Genomic DNA, 26275 nt, shown 5'->3' with positions numbered 1-26275 from the left:
TGCAGTTTTTTTGTCGTTTTTAAGAAGCCTGCTCAAACTGGCTATTGTAGAGCTCTGCATAGAATCCGTTCTGAGCCAGCAATTCTGCGTGGCTGCCGCTTTCCAGGATATCGCCGTCCTTCAGGACCAGAATCACATCAGCATTCTTAATCGTTGAGAGCCGGTGTGCGATAACGAAAGAGGTTCTGCCTTCCATAAGCTTATCCATTGCCTGCTGAATCAGCAGCTCTGTACGGGTATCCACTGAGCTTGTAGCTTCATCAAGAATGAGCATCGGCGCATCTTTCAGCATCGCGCGAGCGATGGTCAGCTGCTGCTTTTGTCCGGCGGACAGATTAACTTTATCGTTCAGTACGGTGTTGTATCCGTCACTTAAGGATTTAATGAAGCGGTGCAGGCCAACGGACTTGCAAGCCTCTATAAGCTTCTCGTCTGTAATGTTCTGCTGATTGTAAATCAGGTTCTCTTTGATGGTACCCTCAAACAGCCAGGTATCCTGCAGGACCATACAGAACAGATCATGAATGTTCTCTCTCGTAAGGCTGCTGATCGGCATATCATCGATGTAGATTTCTCCACCCGTTAATTCGTTGAACCGGATGAGCAGATTGACCAACGTAGTTTTGCCTGCGCCGGTAGGACCAACGATCGCCACTTTTTGCCCAGGTTTTACATCTGTCGAGAAGTTATTGATAATCAGTTTTTCTGAAGTCTCATACGCAAATTGTACTTGGTCAAATTTCACTTTACCTTTAGCAGTTGGCAGTGTGTTCTCTTTGTGACTCTCGTCTTCCATTTCCTCAGCCTCCAGAAATTCGAACACGCGTCCGCCAGCTGCAGATGCAGCTTGCAGGCTCTGCGCGGCCTGGGCAATCTGAGACAACGGCTGGGTAAAGTAACGTACATACATAATGAAGGCGACGATAACCCCAAATGAAATCGTACCGTTCATGGCGAGTACACCTCCAACGATACAGACGGCAACGAATCCAAGATTACCAATAAAGCCCATCAGGGGTGGCATCAGCCCAGAGAGGAATTGTGCTTTGAAGGCGCTGTTCTTCAGTCCCTGATTTAATTCCTGGAAGGTAGTGCGCATCTGCGCTTCGCCATTATACGCTTTAACTACATTATGTCCTGTGTACACTTCTTCGACATGACCGTTGATTTTACCTAAATACTCCTGCTGGCTAGCAAAATATTTCTGCGATTTCTTCATAATGACCACCATAAGGCCAAAGCCGATGATCGTTGCCACGATAGCGGTAAGGGTCATAATTACATTGGTCTTCAGCATCATGACGACCGAACCGACGAACATAGCTAAGGCGGTTACGACATTACCAATACTCTGATTCATCGATTGCCCGATGGTATCTACATCATTCGTTACCCGGGATAAAATATCACCTGTGGCCGATTTATTATAGTAGGAGATTGGAAGTTTGTTCATTTTATGAGCCAGATCAGTTCTTAATTTCTTCGAGACCTTCTGGGTAATAATCGACATGATCAAGCCTTGCGAGAGTGACAACAACGCACCGACGCCGTAAATTATGACGAGGGTAATGCCAATGGTAGTAATGCCGTCCATATCGATGCTGCCGGCAAGACCAGCTGTAATTTTGTCGGTGATCTCGGAGAGTTTGTCCGGGCCGAATAACGTGAGCACCGTTCCAGCTGCCGCGCAGATTAGCGCAATCACAATAACCGGAACATATTTACGGCAGTAGCGGAGCAGCTTGCTCCATGTATTCTGGCCTTTATTTTTGGTTTTCATTATGCAAGCTCCTCCTTCGTAAGCTGAGAATAAGCAATTTCCTGATAGACGTCGCAGGACTGCATTAGTTCGTCATGGGTTCCCATACCTGCGATTCGTCCGGCTTCCAGCACAATGATCTTGTCGGCATCTTTAATCGTACCAATACGCTGTGCAACGATCAGCATCGTTGAATCATGCGCGTCTTTCTTAAGCTCACTGCGCAGTTTGCGGTCAGTCTTATAGTCAAGCGCGGAGAAAGAATCGTCAAAGATTAATATTTCTGGACGCCGGGCAATCGCTCTGGCAATCGACAGCCGCTGTTTTTGCCCGCCAGACAGATTCGTACCGCCTTGGGCGATATGGGCATCATAGTTCCCCTCTAGCTTTTCTACAAATTCAGAGGATTGGGAAGTGTACACCGCATCTACAATATCTGAACTGAGGACCTGACCGGATCCGTTCTCACCAAATGCAATATTGGAGGACACTGTTCCACCAAATAGAACAGCCTTCTGAGAGACATAGCCCATTTTATTCCGCAGCGCTTTCTGGTCGTATTCTCTGACATTGATACCATTTACCAGCACTTCGCCTTCTGTAGCATCATAGAAACGGGGAATGAGGTTAACAAGTGTACTTTTCCCGCAGCCTGTAGATCCGATAAAAGCAACCGTCTCCCCCTGCTTCGCCGTGAAGCTGATGTTCTCCAACACATATTCCTCTGCATCTGGATATTTGAAGCTAACCCCCCTGAATTCAATTTCATCTTCTCGCTTCACAGGGAATTGAGTTACTGATCCATTCTTCAAGCTAGGTACTGTTTCTAGCACTTCATTGATACGCTTAGCCGATACTTGAGCACGGGGCAGTAGAATAAAGATCATAATCAGCATCATAAAGGCCATAACCACTTGCATGGCATAAGATGAGAATACGATCATATCTGAGAACAAGCCCATCTTGGCAGTACCCTCGGCTGCTTGAATGAGCACTGCACCCACCCAATAGATGGAGAGACTGAGTCCACTCATAATCAAAGTAATACTCGGCATCAATAGGGTCATTACATTGTTGGCAAATAGGTTGGTGCTGGTAAGCTCGTTGTTAGCTACAGCGAACTTCTGTTCTTGATATTCCTCGGCATTATATGCCCGGATGACACGAAGACCGTTAAGATTCTCTCTGGATACACGATTCAGATTATCTGTAAGCAGCTGCAGCTTTTTAAATTTAGGCAGGACGAGCACGATACAGACTGCGACAATAACCACTAGCAATGCCACCGCGGCACCTGTCGTAAGAGTCCACTCCCAGCTTTTACCCGAAATCTTGAGTATCGCCCACACTGCGAGGATGGGTGCTTTCACAAGTAGCTGTAAGCCGATCACAATCAGCATTTGTACTTGCGTGATGTCATTCGTGGAACGGGTAATTAGACTGGCTGTTGAGAAGTTACTGATCTCCTCCATCGAAAAGGATTGTACCTTATCGAACAATTTGGAACGCAATCTTGCAGACAAATCGGCTGCTATTCTTGCAGCAATGCCCGCTACAACAACCGAGGTCGCCAGACTGCCAAGAGCACAGAGCAGCATCCAACCGCCTGCGACAAGGATTTCATTCATTTCGCTCCCTGGTGTCTGGATCAGCCGGGTAATATCACTCATGTAGTCAGGCAGTTCTAAATCCAGCCAGACTTGAGCGATAATGAACATGAGACTGATACAGAATAAGAACCATTCTTTGGGTTCCAGATTCTTGAGTAATTTCAACATAAGAATGACTCCTTTGCATTATCGTTGCTATGATCTTAACGGAGAATGATAAACTGAAAGTTAACTTTTGCTATGAAAAGAAAGAAGAGACCGTCCCTTAAGCCATAGAATGACTGCTTGGGGTGGTCTCTTCTGTTTGAGCAGATATACGTGAACACATTAGCATTTTATAAAAAATACACATAATCTATGAATTCTTTAATAAAGTCTGCGCCAGTTTCACTTTTCCTTTTTTGATACATTGTGAATCCAACACTTTCATACATCCGTTGAGCAGGGGTTAAATCGTCATTCGTGGTTACAATAATTTTTGTTACATCATTCTGGGCGATTCTATTAATTGCCTCTTGAAGCTGGATTTTACCATAGCCATTGCCTTTATGTTTTGAAGCAATGCAATTATGCCCAATTTCTGCATACTCAGGCATGTTTCTCGGGTCCCACACCACAAATCCGATGGGTTCATCATTTACAGTTGTGATAAAAGCATATTTATCTGCAATTTGTAAATGGTCAAAGAAAAAGTTGTCAAAATCCTGCCAATCAGAAATAGAGCTTTGTTCATATCTGCGATCAAATGAATACGCATCTGTCAATAATTCAAGGAGAATTCCCCGGTTAAAGCCGCTCAGTTTTTTGAATTGTACACTCATTTACTGGTAACCCCCAATTCTTTATTTACCTTTTTAAAATCGGGGAGCAGCACGGTAAAAGTGGTTCCTTGCATTGGAGCACTGTCGCAGGTGACGGTTCCGCCGTGCAGCTCAATGATTTTTCGGACAATCGTAAGCCCCAGGCCATTACCGGCAGTAGAGTGAGAGGTATCTTGCTGATAGAACTTGTCGAAGACCTTGGGAAGTGCACTTGGACTGATGCCTGCTCCATTATCACGGAACGTAATTTCAACCTGATCTTTCAACTGCCTCATAGTAACTTCGATTTCGCCGTGCTCGGGAGTGAATTTAATCGCATTGTCCAATAAATTCAGCCAGACCTGGTTCAGCATCTCTTTATTCCCAGGTACCATATAGTCCTGTACGTTTGCTTTGAAGGAAATATGCTTTTTCGTAAGTTTAGTATGAAGTAGCAGGACACATTGGCGAATTTGTTCTCCGACATTGAAGGGCTGCCGGTCGGTTAATATGGCCTGTGCTTCCACTTTGGAGAGGTTCAATACATTGGAGGCCAGTGTAGCCAGACGGGTAGATTCCTCGATAACAATATCCAGATATTCATTCCGTTCATCCTTACTCAGCTCGTCATCCTTCAGGATTTCAGCGAACCCTTTAATCGACACAATCGGAGTACGGAATTCATGGGAGAAATTGTTTACAAAGTCTGTTCGCAGAATTTCAATGCCACCCAGTTCCTCGGCCATCCGGTTAATATTCTCGGAAAGAATCTTGAACTCCGGAGGGTGCTTGAGCTGCAGCCGCATGGAGAAATCGCCTCCGGCCAGTTGGTCAATAGCATCAATAAATGTGCGGATTGATTTCAGCATTCTGCGACTGGTAATTACTGATGTGACGGTGCCGATAATAATGCAGGCAATCAATATAATCAAGGTGAGAATTTTTTTGTCCTGAAGAATCCGCTCATCAAGTAGGCCGAAGGCCAAGGACAAGTAGGTCAGAATTCCGGTGATTAACACTGTAATGAGGAAAATAATGAATACAGCAAGCGAGAAGTAGATTGGCAGACTGATTTTGCTGCTTAGCTTTTTGATCATTTTCTCACCGCCTTGTATCCGAGACCGCGGACGGACACAAGTTCGAATTCCGGATAGTTTTCAAACCGTTTCCGCAAGCGGTTGATATGTACATTAACCGTAGTGTCCGTAGTCTCGCTGTCCATCCCCCAGATTTCGTCCATCAGCTGGATTCGAGTGAAAATGCGCTCCGGATAGGATAAAAGCTTATAAAGGAGATGGAATTCCTTCTGGGGAAGTGTCTGTTTTTCATTGTCTCGAGTTACTGTTAACGTATCGAAATCAAGAATAATTTTACCGACTACAAGCTTACGGGCGCTTACAATCTGCGAGCGGCGCAGAAGGGCTTGTATTCTCAACAGCATTTCTTCTGTATCTACAGGTTTGGTCATATAATCGTCGGTTCCGAGGCGAAAGCCTTTTTTCTTATCTTCTGGAAGCTGTTTGGCCGTGGCCATGAGGATCGGGATCATATTGTTCGCATTCCTTAGCTCCTCGGCAAATTCATAACCATCCATCCCCGGCATCATGATATCGAGAATAATTAGATCAATATGCTGGATTTCAAGAACTTCCAGTGCCTGGATTCCATTCTCGGCTGTTAACACTTCATAACCTTCCCGTTTCAGGACAGCGTTCATCAACTTTCTGACATGCTTATCGTCTTCCACAACGAGGATCTTAATCATGGTTTCACTCCAATAGGTTCTGGTTTTGACCGCTTGTTCCCATAATTCTAATTGATAAAAGTGCTAAAGACAAAATCCTTAGCGGTTGGGCAAACTAGTTGTCTCCCGTTGAATTAGTTGAAACGACAGCGGCTGCAGCTCCATGTCCCTACCAAGCAGCGCTGGAGCCAACAGAAGAAAAGCATTCTCCGCTTGTCCCGCAATCGGATTCAGAATGGTCGTGATTCCAAGAGTTCGCGACAGCTCTGAATTATCAAAACCAACGATGGCGAGATCCCCGGGTACGTCCAATTTGTGCCTGCGTGCTTCGTTGAGAATACCCGCTGCCACCAAATCATTGGAGCACAGAATCGCATCTGGCCGGTCTGTTTCATCCATAAGGGAGCGCAGCAACTGCTCTCCGTCGTGGATACTGTAAATCGTAGAGTAATACCATTTCTCCATAACGGGCAGATTATATTTGGTCATGATTTGCTCATAGGCCAGGCGTCTGCTGTGGGTATTGATGCTGCTAGGACGGCCGAAAGCATTAGCGATGCGCTTATAACCTCGCTCTATCAGATGCTCCAGAGCAAGTGCATATCCATCATACTGGTTCATGGCAACGGACGGTATTTCAGGATGGTCCATACGCTGCCAGGATACGATTGGCCCGTATTTGCAGTAGGAAGAGATAACATTCTGTGCGTTGACGGAGGTCAGGATGAGCAGGGCGTCGACTCGTTTCATTTTGAGATCCTCAAAGGCCTGAAGCTCCTTCTGCTTATCCCCGCCGGTAGTATAAATAATCGTCTGATAACCATAATGATCGGAGATTTCGACGAAGCTGTTCATAAAGCTCAGAATAAGCTCGTTTAGGTCCATGGTGATCATGCCGATTTGCTGCGTTTGACCTTTGGATAAAGAAATGGCATTGCGGTTAGGGACATAGTCCGTCTCCTTCATGATGGCGAGAATTTTCTCACGAGTCTCTTTACTAACATGGGGCGATTCGTTTAGGACGCGGGACACCGTGGCTTTGGAAAAGCCCGACAGCTTAGCGATTTCGTCAAGAGTGGACATCGGTTTGTTCTCCTTCACATGATTAGTACTTGACATGTAACGCGTTCCAAGGTTTAGGATTCGAATTAGAGCAGTAATCCTATACTATCACAATAGCAAAGGCGGGAAAAAATATGGAATTGCAATTTCCAAAAGGATTCTTATGGGGCGGTGCTGTAGCAGCCAATCAGCTTGAAGGGGCGTATCAGGAGGATGGTAAAGGATGGTCCACCCAAGATGTTATGCCGAAGGGGATTAAGTCTGCGCCTACAGAGGTTCCTACCGACGATAATATGAAGCTGGTGGGAATCGATTTCTATCACCGATATAAAGAAGATATTAAGCTGTTCGCGGAAATGGGCTTTAAAGTGTTTCGGACGTCTATTGCCTGGTCCCGGATTTTTCCGAAAGGGGACGAGCTGGAGCCCAATGAAAAAGGTCTGCAGTTTTACGACGACCTATTCGATGAGTGTCATAAATACGGCATCGAGCCACTGGTGACTATCTCCCATTATGAAACTCCGCTGCATTTGGCAAGAGAATATGATGGATGGGTTAACCGTAAGATGGTGGATTTTTATGAGCGCTATGTGAGAACGATATATAATCGTTACAAGAACAAGGTTAAATATTGGCTGACCTTTAACGAGATTAACTCCATTCTTGAGTTCCCATTTATGAGTGGCGGGATCAATACGCCGTTAGAGAAATTGAGTAAGCAGGATCTGTATCAAGCTATTCATCATGAGTTCGTAGCAAGTGCTCTGGCTGTGAAGATCGGACATGAGATTAATCCAGACTTCCAAATCGGGTGTATGGTGCTTAGCATGCCGATTTATCCGCTCACTCCGCATCCGGACGATTTGATCAAGGCGATGCAAAGTGATCACAAAAATATGTTCTTTGCGGATGTTCATGCTAGAGGGTATTACCCCGGCTATATGAAGCGGTTCTTCAAAGAAAATGGGATTCACATTCATTTTGAGCCAGGGGACGAAGAGATTCTGAAGCATACGGTGGATTTCATATCGTTCAGTTACTATATGAGCACTTGTGAAACGGCTGATCCAGAGAAACAGATCAGAGGAGAAGGGAACCTGCTGGGTGGGGTGCCTAATCCGTATCTGGAAGCGAGCGAATGGGGCTGGCAGATCGACCCGCAAGGCTTGCGTTATGTTATGAATATGTTCTACGACCGATATCAGAAACCGCTGTTTATCGTGGAAAATGGTCTTGGCGCTGTCGATCAGCTGGTATTAGATGGGAACGGCGAAAAGGTAATAAACGACGACTATCGGATCAATTATTTACGAGATCATCTGGTTCAGGTCGCGGAGGCTATTGCCGATGGAGTGGAAGTCATGGGCTATACAAGCTGGGGCTGCATCGACTTGGTTAGCGCAACGAGCGCCGAACTAAAGAAACGTTATGGCTTCATTTATGTGGACCGTCATGACGATGGCTCGGGCACTCTTGAGAGATTCCGGAAAAAGTCCTTCCACTGGTACAAAGAAGTGATTGAATCCAACGGGCAGAACCTGTTCTAGTATGCCGGTTGACATCATGAATTGAACATGTTAATTTGTAAGTAACAATTAATCGGATATCAGGATTGCTACTGCATAGCAGGCAAAACCTAAGTTTCATTTATGTTTACGGGAGATTTCTCTCTCGTGCATGAATGTGATTTAGGTTTTTTTGCGTTCATTCCTTCTCGATTGATTAATATATCTGTTACCAAAGGGGTGTAGGATAATGAGTTATGAACAGCTGGGTAAAGACATCATTCAATCTGTCGGTGGAGAGAAAAATATTAACAACGTAATTCACTGTGCTACTCGACTAAGATTCACGCTTAATGATGAACAGAAAGTTGATAAAGAAAAGCTGGATAAAATGGAAGGGATTATTGGTGCAGTTAGCAAAGGGGGACAATTCCAAGTCATTGTGGGTACCCATGTTGCTGATGTTTATAAAGAGATAAGCAAATCCATATCTCCTAATAGTAATTCTGGCGATAATACGGTTAAGAAACCTATAGGAACCTTGATTTTTGATGTGATTTCTAGAAGCTTCTCGCCTTTAATTGGTGCCTTAGCGGGTGCGGGTATGTTGAAAGCGCTATTAACTGTACTGACTTCGTTAAATGTTTTAGCGGCAGATGGAGAGACTTACAAAGTATTAGCCGGCGCTAGTAATGCTGTGTTTTACTTTCTGCCAATTTTCCTAGGCATTACGTTATCGATTAGACTTGGTGTAAATGCTTATGTAGGGGGCGCTATCGGTGCGGCTTTACTCGAACCTAATATTACGGGATTAGCCAGTGTTGAATCTCCACATTTTCTAGGTATTCCTTTAGTAATGTCGGATTATTCATCGAGCGTTTTTCCGATTTTCATCGCCATCTGTATATATGCTTTATTAGATAAGCAACTAAGAAAGTTTATACACAAGGATTTACAATTGTTCCTGGTACCTATGTTATGTTTGATGTTGATTGTTCCTTTGACCATTTTGGTTTTCGGACCGTTTGGAGTAAATGTAGGGAACTTAATCGGAGACGCTATTGTGTTCCTCAGTAGTAAGAGTGGTATTATTACGGGTGCAATTGTGGGGATTTCCTGGACGTACCTGACCGTGCTCGGTTTGCACTGGGGACTCGTTCCGATTATTCTTGAAAACATTGCTAAGGGTGGAGATCCGATCTATGCAATGGCAGGTATGGCTATTTTCGCCCAACTTGGTGTAGCCTTAGGGATTTTCTTGAAAACAAAAGACAAAAAGTTGAAAACATTGGCCGGAAGTACCTTTTTACCTGGCGCGCTCTCAGGCGTAACTGAACCTATTATTTACGGATTGTTGACACGTTACAAACGGACTTTTATTTATGTATCTATTGCCGGTGGTCTAGGTGGAGCGATGTCAGGTCTTGCTGGTGTAAAAATGGAAGTATTCGCATTTGTGAGCGTATTAAGTCTTCCTGCATTCTCACCTTTGGCTATTCAAGCGATCATAGCTCTTGGGACGATTATATTGGCTACGGTGATTACGATGTTCTTTGGTTTTGAAGACAAAAAGAAAGCGAATGCTGTGGAAGAAACATCGAATGGTGTAGAAGAAAAGACGAATATGAATACTGAAAAGAGCGAGAATATTCTCCCACACGCTGTGAAAAGTACAACTGTTGTAAGCCCTCTTGCCGGTAACGTAATCCCTTTGTCCTCCGTAGATGATGCTGCATTTGCTTCTGAAGCAATGGGTAAGGGGATGGCAATTGAACCTTCAGAAGGTAAGCTGTACTCCCCAGTAAGCGGGGTTGTATCCACCATTTTTAGAACAGGTCATTGTATTGCAGTCGTATCGGATGATGGCGTTGAAGTTCTAATCCATATCGGTATAGAAACTGTGAAGTTAAAAGGGAAATACTTTGATGTGAAAGTGGAAGAAGGAGCAACGGTTAAGCAGGGTGACCTACTGATTGAATTTGATCTCGAACAAATAAAAAATGAAGGCTATCAAAGCACAACGCCGATCATTATCACCAATACAGCTAACTATAGTGACGTCATTGGCACTAAAAAAGCAGCGATCACACCGGGCGAAGATTTGTTGACGGTAGTAGTTTGATTTAGTGGTAGGTCATAAGAATTAAAACGAAATCGATCTCTTAGTATGGATGCTGAGAGGTCGATTTTTTATGAAAAACATAATAAAAATATAGCTAGCTGCGCATAATGGAAAGGATTGCTAGATGCTTGTCGATTAAATAAGTCCATGGTATGATTTTTATTAATTAATAATTGTGGATTGTTACTGGTCGTGCAGGCAAAACCCGAAGTTTAGCCATTTTTTAATGGTTACTTTTGGTTTTGCCTTTTTTAATTTTTGGTGCAAGGGGTTGCCATATGCGGATCGAAAAAGTGTTAAACAACAATGTTGTTACTGTCATAGATGATCTTAATTTTGAACTGGTAGTCATGGGAAGAGGACTTGCCTTTAAGAAAAAACAAGGGGACTATCTAGAAGAAGACAAAATTGAAAAGATCTTCACTTTAAGCAATCAAAAGCTTTCAGATAAGCTAAAAACACTGCTTTCTGAGATTCCAATAGAGCATATGGAGCTTTCAGAAGAGATCATCAATTTCGCCAAGCTGCAACTAGGTAAAATGCTGGATGATAGTATCTACATCAGTCTGACCGATCATATCAGCTTTGCGTTAGAGCGATTCTCAAAAGGGATGAAGATTAAAAACGCCATGCTATGGGAGATCAAAAAGTTCTATAAGGAAGAATATGAGGTTGGGAAAGCTGCACTTCAAATTATTCATTCAAAGTTTGGCATTATGCTTCCCGAGGATGAGGCTGGACATATTGCTCTCCATCTGGTGAATGCTGAACTGAATGAAGAGATGCCGAATATGGTCAATATTACGAAGATTATGAATGACATCTTAAATATAGTGAAGCATCATTTTAGACTAGAGTATGATGAGGAGTCCCTCGCTTATTATCGGTTTATCACTCACTTGAAATTTTTTGCCCAACGTCTCATCAACGGCACTCCACCGCCGGATAATGAGAATGGCTTATTTAATTTAGTGAAGGAGCAATACAAAGAAGCTTTCGCCAGCGTTGAAAAAATAAAAATCTATATTGATAAAACATACAATCGTGAATTAACAAATGATGAAATGCTGTATCTCACCATACACATTGAAAGAATTACAAACCAAAAAATGGAGTAGCAAACATCCTAATGATCAAGGAAGCCCTTGATTTATTAGGATTTTTTTTAGAAAAAAGTCCAGCTATATTAAATTTTAACTTTGACTTTCGGTGGAATCACGTATAAGATAACTATTATGTTATCTATGATAATCATTATCAATAGAATGATAACAATTATCATAGAATATAACTTCGAGCGTTATATACAGGGGGATAAAGAGAATGCACAAAAGGTTAATTAGTTTATTTATGGTTATTGCTATCATATTGGTAGTATCGGGCTGTGGTACTAACCAAAAGAATAATTCAACATCAAACACGGGAGCAAATGACAAACCAGCTTCTGAAAACGCAAGTAGTGAATCTACAAGCGGTCCGATCGTATTAAAAGATTCTAAAGGCGAGGTTAAGCTGGATAAGCCTGCGCAAAAGGTTGTAGTTCTGGAGTGGACATTTACGGAAGATATTATTGCGCTCGGAATGCAGCCGGTGGGGAATGCCGATAACGAAAACTACAAGTTATATGTAACTTCTGAAGTGCCACTCGATGCAAGCGTAACGGATGTTGGTTCACGTGACGAGCCAGATCTAGAGACCATTGCTTCATTAAAGCCAGATTTGATTATTGCGAATACGGGCGGACACGAAGGAATTTATGATCAATTAAAAGGCATCGCTCCAACACTGATTTTCGGTCTGTATCCGGAAGAAGGACAAGGCAATCAGTATACGTTGATGGAAGATACTTTCAAAACAATTGCAGCGGCTGTAGGTAAAACCGCGGAAGGCGATAAGGTTCTTGCTGACCTGGATGCACATTATGCGGAAGCGAAGGCAAAGCTGGCTGAAGCAGGTAAAGAAGGCTTGAATTACGTGCTGACGCAAGCTTACAGCTATCAGAATGCGGCAACATTGCGTCTTTTTACAGATAACTCACTTGCTGTACAAACATTGGAACGGATTGGTTTGAAGAACGACTGGAAACCCGAAAAATTCGAAGCTTACGGATTCACTACATCAACGGTTGAAGCATTGCCGGCTGTTCAGGATACTAACCTGATGTATATCGTCCAGAAGGATGATAATATTTTCACGAAAGAGCTGAAGGATAATTCCGTGTGGAATGGCCTTAACTTTGTGAAAGAAAATCGTACCTTCGGATTGAGCAGTACTACTTGGGTGTTCGGCGGTCCGATATCCTCTAAAGTTATCGTGGATGAAGTTATAAATACATTAACGAAATGAGTGCTTTTATGAACGGGAAGAGCAGCAAAGAAGCCTCAAGCGGAATGACTTGGCGAATCATTGGAATATTTGGGGGCGGCCTTGCCGTCCTCTTTGTTCTGTCCATTCTAAGCCTAGGCTTCGGGGAAGCCAAAATTCCTGCAGCTACGGTATTGAAGGGATTGCTAAATCGCCAGGATGTGATGGAACATAATCTGCTATGGGATATCCGGATGCCGCGTACGGTGATTGGCCTACTGGCTGGGGCCGCTCTAGCTGCGGCTGGAGCATTATTGCAAACGATAACGAAGAATCCGCTTGCTTCCTCAGATACATTGGGGATTAATGCTGGAGCTTATTTTATGGTTGTCCTAGGTATGGTTACTTTTCCAGCTTTGCAGCATGAATTCCCATTTTTGCTTGCAGTAGCAGGGGGGCTGTTTGCTGCACTGGCTGCCTATTTGTTGAGTGGTGGTAAGGGGGCCACACCTGTCCGATTAGCTTTGTCAGGTATGATCGTGTCTATGGTTCTCGGCGCGTTTACATCGGCCCTACATATTTTTAACAAGAACGAAACGCAAAACCTATTTTTATGGGGCTCCGGCTCACTGATTCAGCTAGATTGGGACGGTGTTAAGTATGCCTGGCCTTTTGTTATTCCATTGCTAATAGCAGCTATGCTCGCAGGTAGGCAGTTTGACGCGTTGGAGCTTGATGAGTCCACTGCTCGTTCACTCGGGCAACGTGTTGGATTGGCACGGGGGTTAGGTCTAGGTTTATCTGTATTGTTGGCTGCGGTCGTGGTCAGCGTGGTCGGTCCGATCGGATTTGTCGGTCTGGTGGCTCCTCATCTGGTTCGGCTTAGCGGTATTCGAAAGCATCACCTGCTCATTCCTGCAAGTGCGCTGTGGGGAGCACTGCTCATTACGGCAGCGGATACGCTTGCGCGTATGGTTCGTAGCAGTGTAGGGGAGATGCCAGTTGGGGCGGTTATGGCGATTATTGGAGCGCCTTGGCTCATATGGCTGGTGCTCACCAAGATGAAAAATATATCGGGTTCAGGCTCAGGTCAGTCATCTATGAATATAGGTGGAACTGCGCTTCGGATGCGCTTTGTTCCGGCGGTGATAACCATGACCGTACTGCTCGTTGCGGTTATCCTTGTGAGTTTGTCACTTGGGGGAACGAGAATACCGATTAGCGAGCTACTGAGCAGTCTTATCCACAGCGGAGATGGATCTTATTCCGTCCTGCTGAATTTACGGCTTCCGCGTACACTCGTTGCGGCTGGAGGCGGTATCGCGCTTGCCATTAGCGGTGTCTTGATTCAAAGCGCTGTCCGAAATCCGCTGGCTGACGCCTCCATTATTGGTGTGACCTCGGGTGCTGGATTGGGGGCGTTAACCGTAATGGTCGCTTTTCCGGCATTGACGGTATTAGCAGTCCCTATTGCAGCAATTGCGGGTGGTGCTTTGGCTGCAGCCTTTGTGTTTGTTATGGCATGGCGTAGAGCCTTGAATCCATCTGTCCTTATCCTGCTTGGAATTGCAGTATCAGCAATTGCCTCTGCGGGAATACAGGTCATGATCGTCAAGGGCAGTTTATGGAGCAGCAGCTCCTTAATTTGGTTAACGGGTTCGACTTACGGGCGAAGCTGGAATCAATTTAATAGCTTGTTTATCTTCCTGATAGTACTCGTTCCTTTTGCTTATTATTTGGGACGTAGATTCGATTTACTAGCATTTGGCGATGAGAGTTCAACAGGTCTGGGCTTACCCGTTCGCGGAACTCGGCTTTGGGCGATGATTATCGGTGTGATGCTTGCAGCAGGAGCCGTTGCAAGTGTAGGAACCATTGGGTTTCTCGGACTTATGGCGCCGCATGCGGTACGGATGATGATTGGGCATCACACGAGACGATCTATTGTTCTGTCAGGATTACTTGGCGGATTGATGCTCGTGATTGCGGATACGCTGGGAAGAACCATAATGGCACCGAAAGAAATCCCATCAGGCCTTATTATTATGTTGATCGGAGCTCCGTATTTCTTGTTCTTGATGTACCGATCTCAGGCTAGAAAAGTGTAATACCCTTGGGACGCTACAGAATATGATGATTCGATAAACGTAAGGAGAGAGAGTGGTAATACCACTCTTTCTCCTTTTTTTTCTCCGGGTGCTTAGCTCTTCTTTTATCAAGGTTTGATTGAAGTTTAGATTATTTTTTTGTAACCTATAAATCATGAAACTTTTATATACTTAGAAGCGTCAGATGAGTAGGTAAAAAATGTATTCGTCATTCCAGGAGGGTGGATCTGTGAAGAAGTTATGGATTTCAATTTTAGTAGTTTTAGTAGTCTTTCCGATGATGTTTCAATCCTCTGTAAAGGCTGCTACTCCGATCAGTATTATTATTGATGGGGTTCGATTGTCTACAGATCAAGCACCGGTGATGGTGAATGGACGGACGATGGTGCCGCTGCGGGCTATTTTTGAAGCCTTTAATGCCACCATCAAGTGGAATCAAAAAGCACAAACTGTAACTGCAACTAAAGATGATACAACGATTATGTTAAAGATTGGCTCAAAGACCGCCACCATTAACAATAAGGCTGTAACTCTAGACGTGCCTGGTTTGAATCTGAAGGGGAGAACGATGGTCCCAACAAGGTTCGTCAGTGAAGCACTGGGCCATGAAGTAGGATGGAACCCCAAGACGCAAGTTGTAACTATAACAACTTCAGCCTCTAACGTTGGAAATGCAGGCCCAGTATCCAACGTAGTAGCGCAGGATGTGAGTGATTTCGGTGATGGTCGTGATCTTCAGGTTAGTTTCACTCGAGCGGCAAATGAGTCACTAGTGGATCATTACCGTGTTTTGATTGTGAAATCAGGGAATATTCTCAACTTGTCGTCCGCACAAACGATAACCTCTTACAATTATTCTACGGTATTACCAACAGGTACTAATCCTTCGATTCAATTGACTTCTGCTTCGAGGACTGTTGATGGTGATTCAATTAAGAGTAATCAAGCGTATGTGGCTTATGTCTTGACGGTTGGCAAAGGAAGTAATGCCAGTGCACTTTCTAGTGGATCCTCCACTATGACTCTAGTGAATAAGACTGTAGCGGCAATAAATAATGTACAAGTAAATGATATAAGCGATTATGGGGATGGAAGAGATTTATCGGTAAGCTTCAATAAGCTGTCAGATGAGTCGAAGGTAAGTTCTTATCGGATATTTGTTGTCAAAGCTACTAATTATTCGAATTTTAATTTAGCTACAGCAAATAATGTGACCAGTGCTAATTACACGTTAGTCAGCAAGACCGGTAATAATATCACGCAAATTTTATCTTCAGGAGCCAGAGATGTGGACGGAGCTCTTGTTAAAACTGGCGTGAGCTACAGAGTGTTTGTCATGGCAATTGATAGCAGTAATGCAGCAAATAATGTGTTGTCTTCTGTTTCATCTGCAATTACGCTGTCCAACATAGGGGTTTCTAACTTAAGTGTTAGCGACGTTAACAACTATAATGATGGCCGAGATTTGAGGGTATCATTTACTCATGCGACGGACGAAACCTATATTAGCCAGTATCGTATCCTGGTAGTTCCGACGTCATATTACAGTAGCTTTAGTTTAGCTGAAGCCAATAATATATCCAGTGCCTACTATACAGCAGTGAGTACAACAGGTACTACAACCAATCAAGTATTGACTTCATCAACCAGAGATGTACGTGGAGCTTTGATAAAGAATGGAGTCAACTATAAAGTATATATTTTATCTATTGGAAGCAGTAATACTGGCAATGTGCTTTCGTCATCTTCATCGGTCATTACGTTGTTGAATGATTCTAGTGTGAGTATCGTCTCAAACTTGAGTGTCAGTGACGTTAACGACTATGGTGATGGCCGAGATTTGAGAGTGTCCTTCACTCATCCGACGGACGAAACCTATATTAGCCAGTATCGGATTATGGTAGTACCCACATCCTATTACAGCAGCTTTAGTTTAGCTGAAGCGAATAATGTATCAAGTAGCAACTATACATCGGTGAGTACATCTGGATCTTCTACCAGTCAAGTATTGAATTCGTCAACTAGAGACGTTCTCGGAGCTTCGATAAAGAATGGAACTAGCTATAGAGTATATGTGTTATCCATCGGAAGCGGGATTTATTGGGATTCGAATGTGCTCTCCTCCGCTTCATCGGTCATTACTTTGTTGAATGATTCTAGCGTAAAAGCCGTTACAAACTTGAGTGTCAGCGATGTAAATGACTATGGTGATGGACGGGATTTAAAGGTGTCGTTTAGCCATGCCACAGATGAAACGTACATTAGCCAATACCGGATTATGGTGGTGCCTACGTCCTATTACAGCAGCTTTAGCCTATCCGAAGCGAATAATGTATCCAGTTCTAACTACACTTCGGTAAGTACATCAGGTAACAGTACCAGTCAAGTATTAGAATCCTCAGCCAGAGACGTACGAGGCAATTTGATAAAGGATGGAACCAGCTATAAAGTGTATGTGTTATCTGTCGGTAGTGGGAATTATGCCGGTCCAAATGCTTTGTCCTGGGAGTCATCGGTTATTACGTTGTCTACGACTAAGAGCCCAGTGAGCTCTGTAACCAATGTAACGTATAAAGAGGAGAATGGGAGAATCCTGATTAGTTTCGTAAAATCAGCCAATGAGTCCAATATTTCAGAATATCGAGTATTGGTGGTTCCTTCCAAACAAGGGTTTGGTTCTGCGGATGCTATTGAGGTGAGATCTTCGTATTATACGTCTGTAACCCCTAACGGGACGAATCCTTCAATATTCACTGCGACAAGGGATGTAAACGGAGATTCAATTGTTAAAGGTGTCAAATATAAGGTGTATGTTCTTGCTGTAGCCAATAATAGTGGTGTACAGAATGGTGGTCTTTCAAATTCAACAGAAGAGTTTGAAATATAACCGAAATAAAGTTATTGTAAACATTTCAAGTTGACACCCTGTGTGATTTATCATATTATAATTCGTATTGTTATAAGTTAATAAACCAAACTCTATCCAGTGGATGGAGTGGCGGAATTTTGTCAAAGATGTATTCTTTGGTTTCAGTCGCCCCTTGTCATTTCGATGACAAGGGGCTTTATTATGTGATTTGGACGGTTCAATAGGACGGTTCAACAGAAAGGAAAGAAGATTACGATGAATATGAAGTTACTCAAATATGCTTTACTAGTATTTATAGGAGCATGTAGTTATGGATCGCTGTCTACGATCGTCAAGCTTGGAATGAACGATGGATTTAGAATGCAGCAACTGGTCGGGTCGCAATACTTTTTTGGATGGTGCATGCTGCTCTTGTTAGTTGTTTTATTTTCCCGAAAAAAACTCGGATTAAAGGTAGGTGCTTCGTTATTAGGCGCGGGGATTACCATTAGTATGACAGGTATTTTCTATGGGTTTGCCGTTGAACAATTACCTGCTTCGATTGCGATCGTTCTCTTATTCCAATTTACTTGGATTGGTGTGATTCTGGAGGCTGTTGTAGATAGAAAATGGCCTAGTCGAGAGAAAATAATTTCAATGGTTATCCTTCTGATAGGAACCATATTAGCTGGGGGGATTCTAGAACCTAGTGTAGGCGAAATGACTACGAGTGGTATTGTTTTCGGTTTGATGTCTGCGGTGTCGTTTGCCTTTTATATTTTTGTTAGTGGAAGAGTAGCTACTCAGGTACCTGCTGTGAATAAAAGCTTGTATATGACTACAAGTGCAATGATTATTATTATGGTTGTTTTTTCCCCTTCCTTTATTTATGACGGAGCACTTACAGATGGACTTTGGAAGTATGGTCTTCCTTTAGGGTTGCTTGGTATAGTTATTCCTGTGCTTTTCTTTTCTATTGGTGTTCCGAAACTGGGATCAGGTCTGGGAACGATTCTTGGTGCGGCGGAGTTGCCGGCAGCTGTTGTAGCCTCCGTGTTAGTCCTGCAAGAAGAAGTATCCCTACTTCGCTGGGTTGGAATTTTCGTTGTTCTGATCGGAATTGCTGCACCACAAATCATACCGATGCGAACAGGGAAAAAGTCACCTAAACCTTCCTCCAAACCATCACTCCGTAAGGTAGAACTTTAAACTGTATACTAACATCGATGGTATGATCAGGTCCTTATAGGAAGAGATCATCAATCGGTGTTTTTTTTGCGAAAAAAGATTGGTGTTAATTTTTCTGGTATGGCGAATCATTGTCTATTATATAGTGGTGCTATTCTATTTAATGGAGATGACCACTGATGAACAGAAATGACTATGACTATTTTAAGTCTTTGCACGATCAAAAAGATCCGCTAATGCTATATAACTGCTGGGATGTAGCTTCGGCTAAAGCGATAGAAAAAGCCGGTTCAAAGGCTATAGCCACAAGCAGCTTCGCTATGGCGGATTCATGGGGGTATTCGGATGGTGAACAGCTCTCATTTGAGCAGCTACTGTGGGCTGTTACGAGAATAGCAGAACATGTATCTGTGCCATTGACGGTAGATATTGAAGGTGGGTATGCTGTAAATGAAGAGTCCTTAGCCAATAACATAGAACAATTATTCCAGCTAGACATCTGTGGGATTAATTTTGAGGATCAAAAGGTGAATCATCCGGACGATGAATTATGGGCAATCGAGGAACAAATTCATCGTATTCGAACTATACAGCAAGTGGCAGCCAAACTTCAGAAGAAGGTGTTTATTAACGCCAGAACCGATCTCTTTTTCAAAAATGGGAAGCATTCTTTGGATTTAGTGAATGAAGCAATTGAGCGTACCTGTGCTTACGCTGCTGCTGGAGCGGATGGAATTTTTATACCAGGACTCACCGATCGAAACTTGATTGAATATTTTGTGCAGCAGTCGCCACTGCCTGTAAATGCTATGGTGATGGATGGTATGATTTCAAATGCTGAATTGCAGGAGCTTGGCGTAAAAAGAATTAGCTATGGTCCATATAGTTACTTTCAAGCACTGCATCATCTTCAAGACGATACCCGGTCCATTCTGCAGCCACCCGCACATTATTTAGAAATGAGCTAACGACACTATGATCACGAATAAACAGCAAATCGATAAATATTATGAGATGTTAGTCGAAAAAAACTCCAATTATGAAGGTGTATTTTTTGTCGGCGTAAAAACAACAGGCATCTTGTGCAGGCCAACTTGTCCGGCTAAAAAGCCATATAAAGAAAACTGTGAGTTTTTCGCAACAGCCAAAGAAGCCTTGTTAGCTTCATATCGACCGTGTAAAAGATGCCAGCCTTTGTCCAATCCCACGAAAATGTCCTCAGAAGTAAAGCTTCTTGTTGAAGCTATAGAGCGTAATCCGGAAAGGAAATGGACAGATAAAGATTTTGATGAGCTGTCGATTAGTGCAAATACTGCACGCAGACAATTTAAGAAGCAATTCGGAATGACCTTTATTGAATATGCACGTTCTAGACGTTTAGGGCTGGCATTCAAGCACATCAGGAATGGGGATTCTATCATAAACGTACAACTGGACAGCGGGTATGATTCGAGTAATGGGTTTAGGGATGCTTTTTCAAGAACGATGGGAACGGTCCCGAATCACTCTAAGCAGATTAAAGTGCTCTACTGTACCTGGATAGAAACGATATTAGGGTCTATGCTTGCGATCGCAGAGGAAGAGTGCCTTTTACTGCTGGAATTTGTGGATCGAAAGGGACTTGAGAACGAAATTAAGAAATTACGTACTCGCTTGAATGCAACTATTTTGCCTGAAAAAGTACCGGTGCTAGAGCAAATTGAAGAGGAATTAACTCTTTATTTCGAAGGGGAACTTACGGTGTTTAAATCACCGATTCGTTATTTAGGTTCTGATTTTCAGCAAAAGGTATGGAATGAACTTCGAAGAATTCCTGTAGGCCAGACGGTCTCTTACAAGGAGCTTGCAGAGAACATAAACGAACCTTCGGCTTGTCGAGCTGTAGCCAGAGCTAATGGAGCGAATCAATTATCGATCTTGGTTCCGTGTCATCGCGTGTTCAATAGTAATGGTGAATTAGGGGGCTATGGCGGCGGCATTGCAAGAAAAGAATGGTTAATCAATCACGAGAACAGCCTTAGTTCGAAGGTAGCTTATTAACTAAAAACATACTGAACTCGATGTGTCTGAAAGTCTGGATACGTCGTTTTTTTATGCTTTTGCCAGATTTAAAAGTACTGTTTTAAGCAAAAGAAGGAAAAATTATGAATTCACAACAATATCCAATTGTGTTAGCATAATATATATTTTCATAAGAAAGCGAGCCTTATCTTAGGAGATTGGAGTGAACATCATGCTGAAGGTTCTGATCGTGGATGATGAGCCCTGGGTGCTTGAAGGGCTGAGAACGATGATTAACTGGGAAAAATATGGCTTTGAAGTGTGCGCGGAAGCCCATAATGGCTCAGAAGCATTGAGACTTATACAAGAATATAAACCGGAATTGGTCCTAACGGACATTAATATGCCGGTTATTAACGGTCTCGAGCTTATCGCAAAATTGAATGAAGTGATGACAAAGCCTCCGAAATTTGTGGTATTGACTGGGTATGATGACTTTAAATATGCACGTACGGCATTGCAGCAACGAGTGAATGACTATTTATTAAAACCTATTGATGATGATGAAATAGAGTCCTTATTAAGCAGGATTACGCCTATGATTCAAAATGAAATCGCTTCCAACGAGGAGCTTGATAAGAAGCAATTTTTTATCGTAAACAATATTATCAACCGTCTAATTCAAGGTGAGTGCAACGAAAATTTAGAGCTTCTAACCCAGAGCACGTTGAAGCTTCAAGCGAATGCAGAATTAATGTGTATTCTTCTCGAACCAGCCACATCTTTGAATCCATTTCTTCCACGAACCGTCGATTACTTTCCTCAGGAAAGTATACATTTCTTTCAAGATCGATCGGGAAGAACAGGGATCATTCTTGAGTCTGCTTCTATTGGGAATGAGAGTCTGGACGCTATCGTCAACCAGATTCGTTCGGATTTCGCTGAACAATCACATGAGCCGGTACTCCTGGCGATTAGTACTAGGGGGGTAGGCGTGTGTTCGATTCGAGAAATCTATATGCAGGCGCTTGATGTATGGAAACGCAAGACACATCAGCAGAAGAAGGGGGTTTTTCATTATTGTGAGCTTAGGGCTCTAAAGAAGAATGAACACCATGAGGATCACTTCAAACTGCTGCTGGATAAGGTTCTGGCAAACGATATAGAACAGATACAGCCATGTGTAAAAGAAACGTTTGCTTTTTTCGTAGAGAATCTATTGACGATTGAAATCGTGCAAGCCCAAGTGGCTCATTTGGAGCTTACAATTTGTACACTTATAGCCCAAATGAATGGTACTCCAGATACGATGATGATAAAGATTCAGCAAGAATATGGAAATTTAGGGGAGTTAAATGATTATTTTGCATTAAGCCGCTATGTTCAAAGTCTATGTATGCTGGCGACGGCCTATTTATCTGAATTAGAGCAGCAGAATGAACAAAATACGATTTACAAGGTGATTCAGTATGTGGATCGTGAATTTCGGAATAAATTGAAGCTTCAGGATTTAGCGCGGCAATTTCATATCAATTCTACCTATTTGGGACAGCTTTTCAGGAAACAAACGGGTCAGGGCTTTAGTGAATATTTAAATGCCAAAAGGATTGAGGAAGCCAAAAGTCTGCTTAAGCGAACGCAGCTGAAAATATCGGATATTGCGGTGCAGGTGGGATTTTCAAATACAGACTATTTTATAGACAAGTTCAAGCTGATTGTAGGGGTAGTCCCATCCGTCTATAAAAATGAAAATAAAAACCAATAGCTCTAGGGGAAGCAAGGTGTTTCGTATGGAGAGAAAAAAATTCAGATTTCGAAAAGTAGTCAATGACATTCCACTGAACTATAAATTTTCCCTCATTTATATTATTGGTGTGCTTCTCCCTATCATTATTATCAACCTTGTTTTTTTGGATCGGATTTCCGATTTGATCAAATCCAGAGAACAGCAAAACTTAGAAATCTCTTTAGAGAGGGCCAGAAAGGATATTCAGGATTTCATTGAGGGTGGAGTAGCAGTTAGCTATACGCTGTCCTCCGATAAGAATCTGTATGAATTGCTAGAGCGGAGGTATGGGAACATGATTGAATTTTATGACACCTTCGACGAACAGCTTCGAGATCGGATGAACAGTTATATGCCAGTTAACAATCAGCTTGAACGAATTACTGTATTTACGAATAATGACTCTATTGTTTCCGGGAGTAACTATCAGGTCATCACGGACAAGGTAAGGGAGAGTGAGTGGTATAAGCAGTTCAGTGCTGCGAATAAACATATGTTTCTTGCTGCTTATCAAATGAGCTCAGCGCCTAATGTGGCTTCTAATGCCCCGTATTTAAGTGTAATTGAACGAATGGATGTATACAGCTCACTGAATACCTATGAGAAGCTGCTTAGAATTGACCTGGATATCAGTAAAATATATGACATTATAATTAGAGAAAAGGATTATTTGAGTCTTTACCTGGTTAACGGACAGGATGAAATCATTATGTCTGCTCAGAGCGGGTATCAGAGAGGTACGAAGGATCCTTATCCTGTATTCGAGCTTCAGGATGATGAGCGCAAGGAAGACATACATATTGTACCCGTTGGCGGGGCTAGTTATATAAAAAGCTGGCGAATTATAGGGGTTACGCAGGGGGAGCGTATTGCTCAGGCCATTCTGGAGATTCGAATTTATGCGGGTATTTTGGCGTCCATTGTCACCTTGCTCACAACCGCCTTTCTATATGTGATGTTAAGATCCTACAATTATCGGGTGAAACGTTTGTCTAGGCATATGCAGAAAGTAACGAATGAGAAATTCGATCTTATTCAAATCGATGAAGGACAAGATGAGATTGGTGACTTGATTCATAACTTTAATAGAATGACCACTAAAATTAATTCTCTAATTAACGATGTATACAAACTAGAGATTCAAAAGAATAATCTGGAGATGGAAAGAGTAAGGGCTGAACTGAATTTTTTGCAAAGTCAGATGAATCCCCATTTTCTCTTCAATACTTTAAATGCCATTTTAGTGGTCTGTACCAAAAATAATTATTCAGACGTTACAGACATCATTAAGAGTTTATCCAAGTTGCTCAGAAGACTACTTAGCTGGAAAGAAGATCTCGTTACATTGGAAGAAGAAATGACGTTCATTGAGATGTATCTGAAAATAGAAAAATTCCGGTTCAGAGATAAATTTGATTATCAATTTGAGATCGATGAGCAGTCGCTGCAATATAAAATTCCAAAGCTAAGCATGCAGCCTTTAGTAGAAAACTCCTGTAAGCATGGTCTGCAGGCCATAGAAGGACTCGGTATCATTAAAGTAAAGACGGAAATCGAGGATAGTCGTTTGCAAGTTACAATTTCAGATAACGGTAAAGGGATCGAACCAAGCCAGCTTAAAGAAATTTTATTTAATGTTCAAAATGAAGAAGCCTCCTCAGGAACGAATATCGGAATCCGCAACGTGTATCGCAGACTGGAGCTATATTATGAAGATCAGGTTCGCTTTGAAATCAGCAGTGTCCCGAATGAAGGGACTGTTGTCACGTTTGGCATTCCGCTAAAGCTCCTGGAACGAAAAAATAGCTAGAAGGTGAGGGAGCCTATGAAATACAAAGTATTGTTGATCGATGATGAGCCTAGTGCTCTTGAGGGGATGCAGCTATGGATAGACTGGCAGGCGCTTGGCTTTGAAGTATGTGGAACCTCCAGTAATGGCAAAGAGGGCTTACAGTTAATAAAGCAGCTACTGCCGGATCTTGTCATTACAGATGTAAATATGCCGCTAATGAATGGTCTGGAAATGGTTTCCGCCTGGCAGCAAGAGGAGACTAAACCGATTAAGTTTGCCATACTAAGCGGTTATAGTGAGTTTGAATATGCTAAGACAGCTATACGTTATGGCATTAACCATTATCTGATGAAACCACTTTTCGAAGAAGAGGCGTCAGAAGAATTGAAGGAGATATATCGGGAATTAGAACAGGAAACTCAGAAGCGAAGCTTAAATCAAATGGCAAACTCAGAGGAGGTTGTCTCTCTTCTTAAGAGCATTCTGAATGAGAAGGCAGAAGATAAGTCAGACTTTACAGTACTTACACGTCTATCGGAAGGCAAAAGCCTTTGGAATATTTGTTTACTGCAGACAGACCCGACGATGTATACGGAAATCAGAGAGAAAGCAGTAGCTCTCCTAACGAATACGGAATCGATGTTTCTGATCGATCTGGAGGCTTATTGCTTTGGAATCGTATACGGCTATCCTTCGGAGTCTGATGAGGGTGCTGTAATATATCATGCAGTAGCTCCCTTGCTGAATGAACACCCTAAGCAAGCCATGTATATTGCAGTAGGGGATAGCGAGGGCTCTTTGCTTCAAATTGCGAATAGCTACCGAACGGCGAAAGAAGCGCTAATGTATTATTTTTATAATTCGGATCATTCAGGATTCTTGACCTATCAGGGAACCAAAGATAGTCAATTCAGCTATCACTATGATCAAATTCAACTGATGGATGACTTAATGAGACCCATTAACACACTGGACATAAAAGGCTTTAAACAAGCTGTGGGCTTGGCCTCTCGCAGTTTTCGTGAGATGCGCATCGCTCCAGAGGTTGTGAAGAAGATCGTTATTCATATTATGTATAAGATCGTTGAGTTTACTTCGAAAGCTAGTGAAGTTCAGGTATCCTCCTTGTTAACCCAAATAACAATCCCCGAAATGCGGGACTCGATGATGAAATTGAACGATTTAATGCGTAATCTTTTATCATGTGGTGAGGCGAGTATTGATATTCTTCTAAAAGAACAAAGCCAAAAATCACAGGGGATTGTACAGGAAATCAACAACTATATTGAAGCGCATTATCACGAAAATCTTACAATTAAAAAGCTGTCGGAGGTATTCTTCCTGCATCCAGTATATCTGGGACAATTATTGATCAAGAAGAATGGCATTCATTTTAATGAGCAGCTGCATGACCTCCGGATTAAGGAATCTGCGCGTTTACTTCAACACAATAAGCTGAAAAACTGTGAGATCGCCGAGAAAGTAGGGTATTCCAATTATAGTCAGTTTCTCAAACAATTTGAAAAGAAGATGAAGATGAGCCCTAATGAATTTAAACATACGAATACCTAAACTTTTTGGGGGTACACCTTTAGTTCTGGTGTATTATCAATGGCATCATCACCTCTATAATTTAACTTGTAAGG

Annotated in this window: 18 protein-coding genes; 12 read left to right on the top strand and 6 right to left on the bottom strand. The window is 42.6% G+C overall.

Annotated elements, in window-relative coordinates:
- Positions 1–19: 19 nt before the first annotated feature.
- The 6 genes from H70737_RS25215 to H70737_RS25190 form a co-directional block, all read right to left on the bottom strand.
- Positions 20–1780 (bottom strand): ABC transporter ATP-binding protein, encoded by a 1761-nt coding sequence (locus H70737_RS25215; protein ID WP_042191743.1) that lies wholly within the window; start codon positions 1778–1780, stop codon positions 20–22.
- Positions 1780–3537: an ABC transporter ATP-binding protein gene (locus H70737_RS25210; protein WP_042191741.1), complete on the bottom strand. Its 1758-nt coding sequence runs from the start codon at positions 3535–3537 to the stop codon at positions 1780–1782. Before H70737_RS25210 ends, H70737_RS25215 begins: the two co-directional genes overlap by 1 nt.
- Positions 3538–3704: 167 nt before the next feature.
- Positions 3705–4190, bottom strand: coding sequence for a GNAT family N-acetyltransferase (locus H70737_RS25205; protein ID WP_042191738.1), 486 nt, complete (start codon positions 4188–4190; stop codon positions 3705–3707).
- Positions 4187–5266: a HAMP domain-containing sensor histidine kinase gene (locus H70737_RS25200; protein WP_042191736.1), complete on the bottom strand. Its 1080-nt coding sequence runs from the start codon at positions 5264–5266 to the stop codon at positions 4187–4189. Before H70737_RS25200 ends, H70737_RS25205 begins: the two co-directional genes overlap by 4 nt.
- Positions 5263–5934, bottom strand: a complete 672-nt coding sequence (locus tag H70737_RS25195; RefSeq protein WP_042191734.1) for a response regulator transcription factor — start codon at positions 5932–5934, stop codon at positions 5263–5265. Before H70737_RS25195 ends, H70737_RS25200 begins: the two co-directional genes overlap by 4 nt.
- Positions 5935–6012: 78 nt before the next feature.
- Positions 6013–6996 (bottom strand): LacI family DNA-binding transcriptional regulator, encoded by a 984-nt coding sequence (locus H70737_RS25190; protein ID WP_042191732.1) that lies wholly within the window; start codon positions 6994–6996, stop codon positions 6013–6015.
- 113 nt (positions 6997–7109) lie between these two features.
- On the opposite strand from H70737_RS25190, the gene H70737_RS25185 reads away from it, so the two are divergent.
- The 12 genes from H70737_RS25185 to H70737_RS25130 all read left to right on the top strand — a co-directional run bounded on the left by H70737_RS25185 (position 7110) and on the right by H70737_RS25130 (position 26201).
- Positions 7110–8522: a glycoside hydrolase family 1 protein gene (locus H70737_RS25185; RefSeq protein WP_042191730.1), complete on the top strand. Its 1413-nt coding sequence runs from the start codon at positions 7110–7112 to the stop codon at positions 8520–8522.
- A gap of 208 nt (positions 8523–8730) precedes the next feature.
- On the top strand, positions 8731–10602 hold the full coding sequence (locus H70737_RS25180) for a beta-glucoside-specific PTS transporter subunit IIABC (RefSeq protein ID WP_042191728.1): 1872 nt from the start codon (positions 8731–8733) through the stop codon (positions 10600–10602).
- A gap of 278 nt (positions 10603–10880) precedes the next feature.
- Positions 10881–11720 carry a BglG family transcription antiterminator LicT gene (gene licT, locus H70737_RS25175; RefSeq protein ID WP_042191726.1) on the top strand — a complete coding sequence of 280 codons (840 nt, stop codon included), beginning with the start codon at positions 10881–10883 and terminating at the stop codon, positions 11718–11720.
- A gap of 205 nt (positions 11721–11925) precedes the next feature.
- Entirely contained in the window at positions 11926–12948 is a 1023-nt protein-coding gene (locus tag H70737_RS25170; RefSeq protein WP_042191724.1) for an ABC transporter substrate-binding protein, read from the top strand.
- Between the two features lie 8 nt (positions 12949–12956).
- Positions 12957–15014, top strand: coding sequence for an iron ABC transporter permease (locus tag H70737_RS25165; RefSeq protein ID WP_042191723.1), 2058 nt, complete (start codon positions 12957–12959; stop codon positions 15012–15014).
- 229 nt (positions 15015–15243) lie between these two features.
- On the top strand, positions 15244–17901 hold the full coding sequence (locus H70737_RS25160) for a copper amine oxidase N-terminal domain-containing protein (RefSeq protein ID WP_052404419.1): 2658 nt from the start codon (positions 15244–15246) through the stop codon (positions 17899–17901).
- Positions 17902–18144: 243 nt separating this feature from the next.
- A complete protein-coding gene (locus H70737_RS25155; protein WP_042194515.1) occupies positions 18145–19071 on the top strand; it encodes an EamA family transporter in 927 nt (308 codons plus the stop codon).
- Between the two features lie 158 nt (positions 19072–19229).
- A complete protein-coding gene (locus H70737_RS25150) occupies positions 19230–20018 on the top strand; it encodes an isocitrate lyase/PEP mutase family protein (RefSeq protein ID WP_042191720.1) in 789 nt (262 codons plus the stop codon).
- Positions 20019–20025: 7 nt separating this feature from the next.
- Positions 20026–21090 carry a bifunctional transcriptional activator/DNA repair enzyme AdaA gene (locus H70737_RS25145; RefSeq protein ID WP_042191717.1) on the top strand — a complete coding sequence of 355 codons (1065 nt, stop codon included), beginning with the start codon at positions 20026–20028 and terminating at the stop codon, positions 21088–21090.
- A 193-nt stretch (positions 21091–21283) separates the two neighbouring features.
- Positions 21284–22816, top strand: a complete 1533-nt coding sequence (locus H70737_RS25140) for a response regulator transcription factor (RefSeq protein WP_042191715.1) — start codon at positions 21284–21286, stop codon at positions 22814–22816.
- 25 nt (positions 22817–22841) lie between these two features.
- Entirely contained in the window at positions 22842–24647 is a 1806-nt protein-coding gene (locus H70737_RS25135; protein WP_042194513.1) for a sensor histidine kinase, read from the top strand.
- Positions 24648–24662: 15 nt separating this feature from the next.
- Positions 24663–26201 carry a response regulator transcription factor gene (locus H70737_RS25130; protein ID WP_042191714.1) on the top strand — a complete coding sequence of 513 codons (1539 nt, stop codon included), beginning with the start codon at positions 24663–24665 and terminating at the stop codon, positions 26199–26201.
- The last annotated feature ends 74 nt before the right edge of the window (positions 26202–26275 follow it).

The sequence above is a fragment of the Paenibacillus sp. FSL H7-0737 genome (assembly GCF_000758545.1).
Lineage (GTDB): Bacteria > Bacillota > Bacilli > Paenibacillales > Paenibacillaceae > Paenibacillus_AQ.
The sequence above is the reverse complement of the archived record's forward strand: the minus strand, read 5'-3'. Positions and strand labels throughout refer to the sequence as shown.

What these genes read in the sequence shown, in the direction of transcription:
- H70737_RS25215 (WP_042191743.1), bottom strand. Translation starts at nt 1,780, where the DNA reads ATGAAAACCAAAAATAAAGGCCAGAATACATGGAGCAAGCTGCTCCGC.
- H70737_RS25210 (WP_042191741.1), bottom strand. Translation starts at nt 3,537, where the DNA reads ATGTTGAAATTACTCAAGAATCTGGAACCCAAAGAATGGTTCTTATTC.
- H70737_RS25205 (WP_042191738.1), bottom strand. Translation starts at nt 4,190, where the DNA reads ATGAGTGTACAATTCAAAAAACTGAGCGGCTTTAACCGGGGAATTCTC.
- H70737_RS25200 (WP_042191736.1), bottom strand. Translation starts at nt 5,266, where the DNA reads ATGATCAAAAAGCTAAGCAGCAAAATCAGTCTGCCAATCTACTTCTCG.
- H70737_RS25195 (WP_042191734.1), bottom strand. Translation starts at nt 5,934, where the DNA reads ATGATTAAGATCCTCGTTGTGGAAGACGATAAGCATGTCAGAAAGTTG.
- H70737_RS25190 (WP_042191732.1), bottom strand. Translation starts at nt 6,996, where the DNA reads ATGTCCACTCTTGACGAAATCGCTAAGCTGTCGGGCTTTTCCAAAGCC.
- H70737_RS25185 (WP_042191730.1), top strand. Translation starts at nt 7,110, where the DNA reads ATGGAATTGCAATTTCCAAAAGGATTCTTATGGGGCGGTGCTGTAGCA.
- H70737_RS25180 (WP_042191728.1), top strand. Translation starts at nt 8,731, where the DNA reads ATGAGTTATGAACAGCTGGGTAAAGACATCATTCAATCTGTCGGTGGA.
- licT (WP_042191726.1), top strand. Translation starts at nt 10,881, where the DNA reads ATGCGGATCGAAAAAGTGTTAAACAACAATGTTGTTACTGTCATAGAT.
- H70737_RS25170 (WP_042191724.1), top strand. Translation starts at nt 11,926, where the DNA reads ATGCACAAAAGGTTAATTAGTTTATTTATGGTTATTGCTATCATATTG.
- H70737_RS25165 (WP_042191723.1), top strand. Translation starts at nt 12,957, where the DNA reads ATGAACGGGAAGAGCAGCAAAGAAGCCTCAAGCGGAATGACTTGGCGA.
- H70737_RS25155 (WP_042194515.1), top strand. Translation starts at nt 18,145, where the DNA reads ATGAAGTTACTCAAATATGCTTTACTAGTATTTATAGGAGCATGTAGT.
- H70737_RS25150 (WP_042191720.1), top strand. Translation starts at nt 19,230, where the DNA reads ATGAACAGAAATGACTATGACTATTTTAAGTCTTTGCACGATCAAAAA.
- H70737_RS25145 (WP_042191717.1), top strand. Translation starts at nt 20,026, where the DNA reads ATGATCACGAATAAACAGCAAATCGATAAATATTATGAGATGTTAGTC.
- H70737_RS25140 (WP_042191715.1), top strand. Translation starts at nt 21,284, where the DNA reads ATGCTGAAGGTTCTGATCGTGGATGATGAGCCCTGGGTGCTTGAAGGG.
- H70737_RS25135 (WP_042194513.1), top strand. Translation starts at nt 22,842, where the DNA reads ATGGAGAGAAAAAAATTCAGATTTCGAAAAGTAGTCAATGACATTCCA.
- H70737_RS25130 (WP_042191714.1), top strand. Translation starts at nt 24,663, where the DNA reads ATGAAATACAAAGTATTGTTGATCGATGATGAGCCTAGTGCTCTTGAG.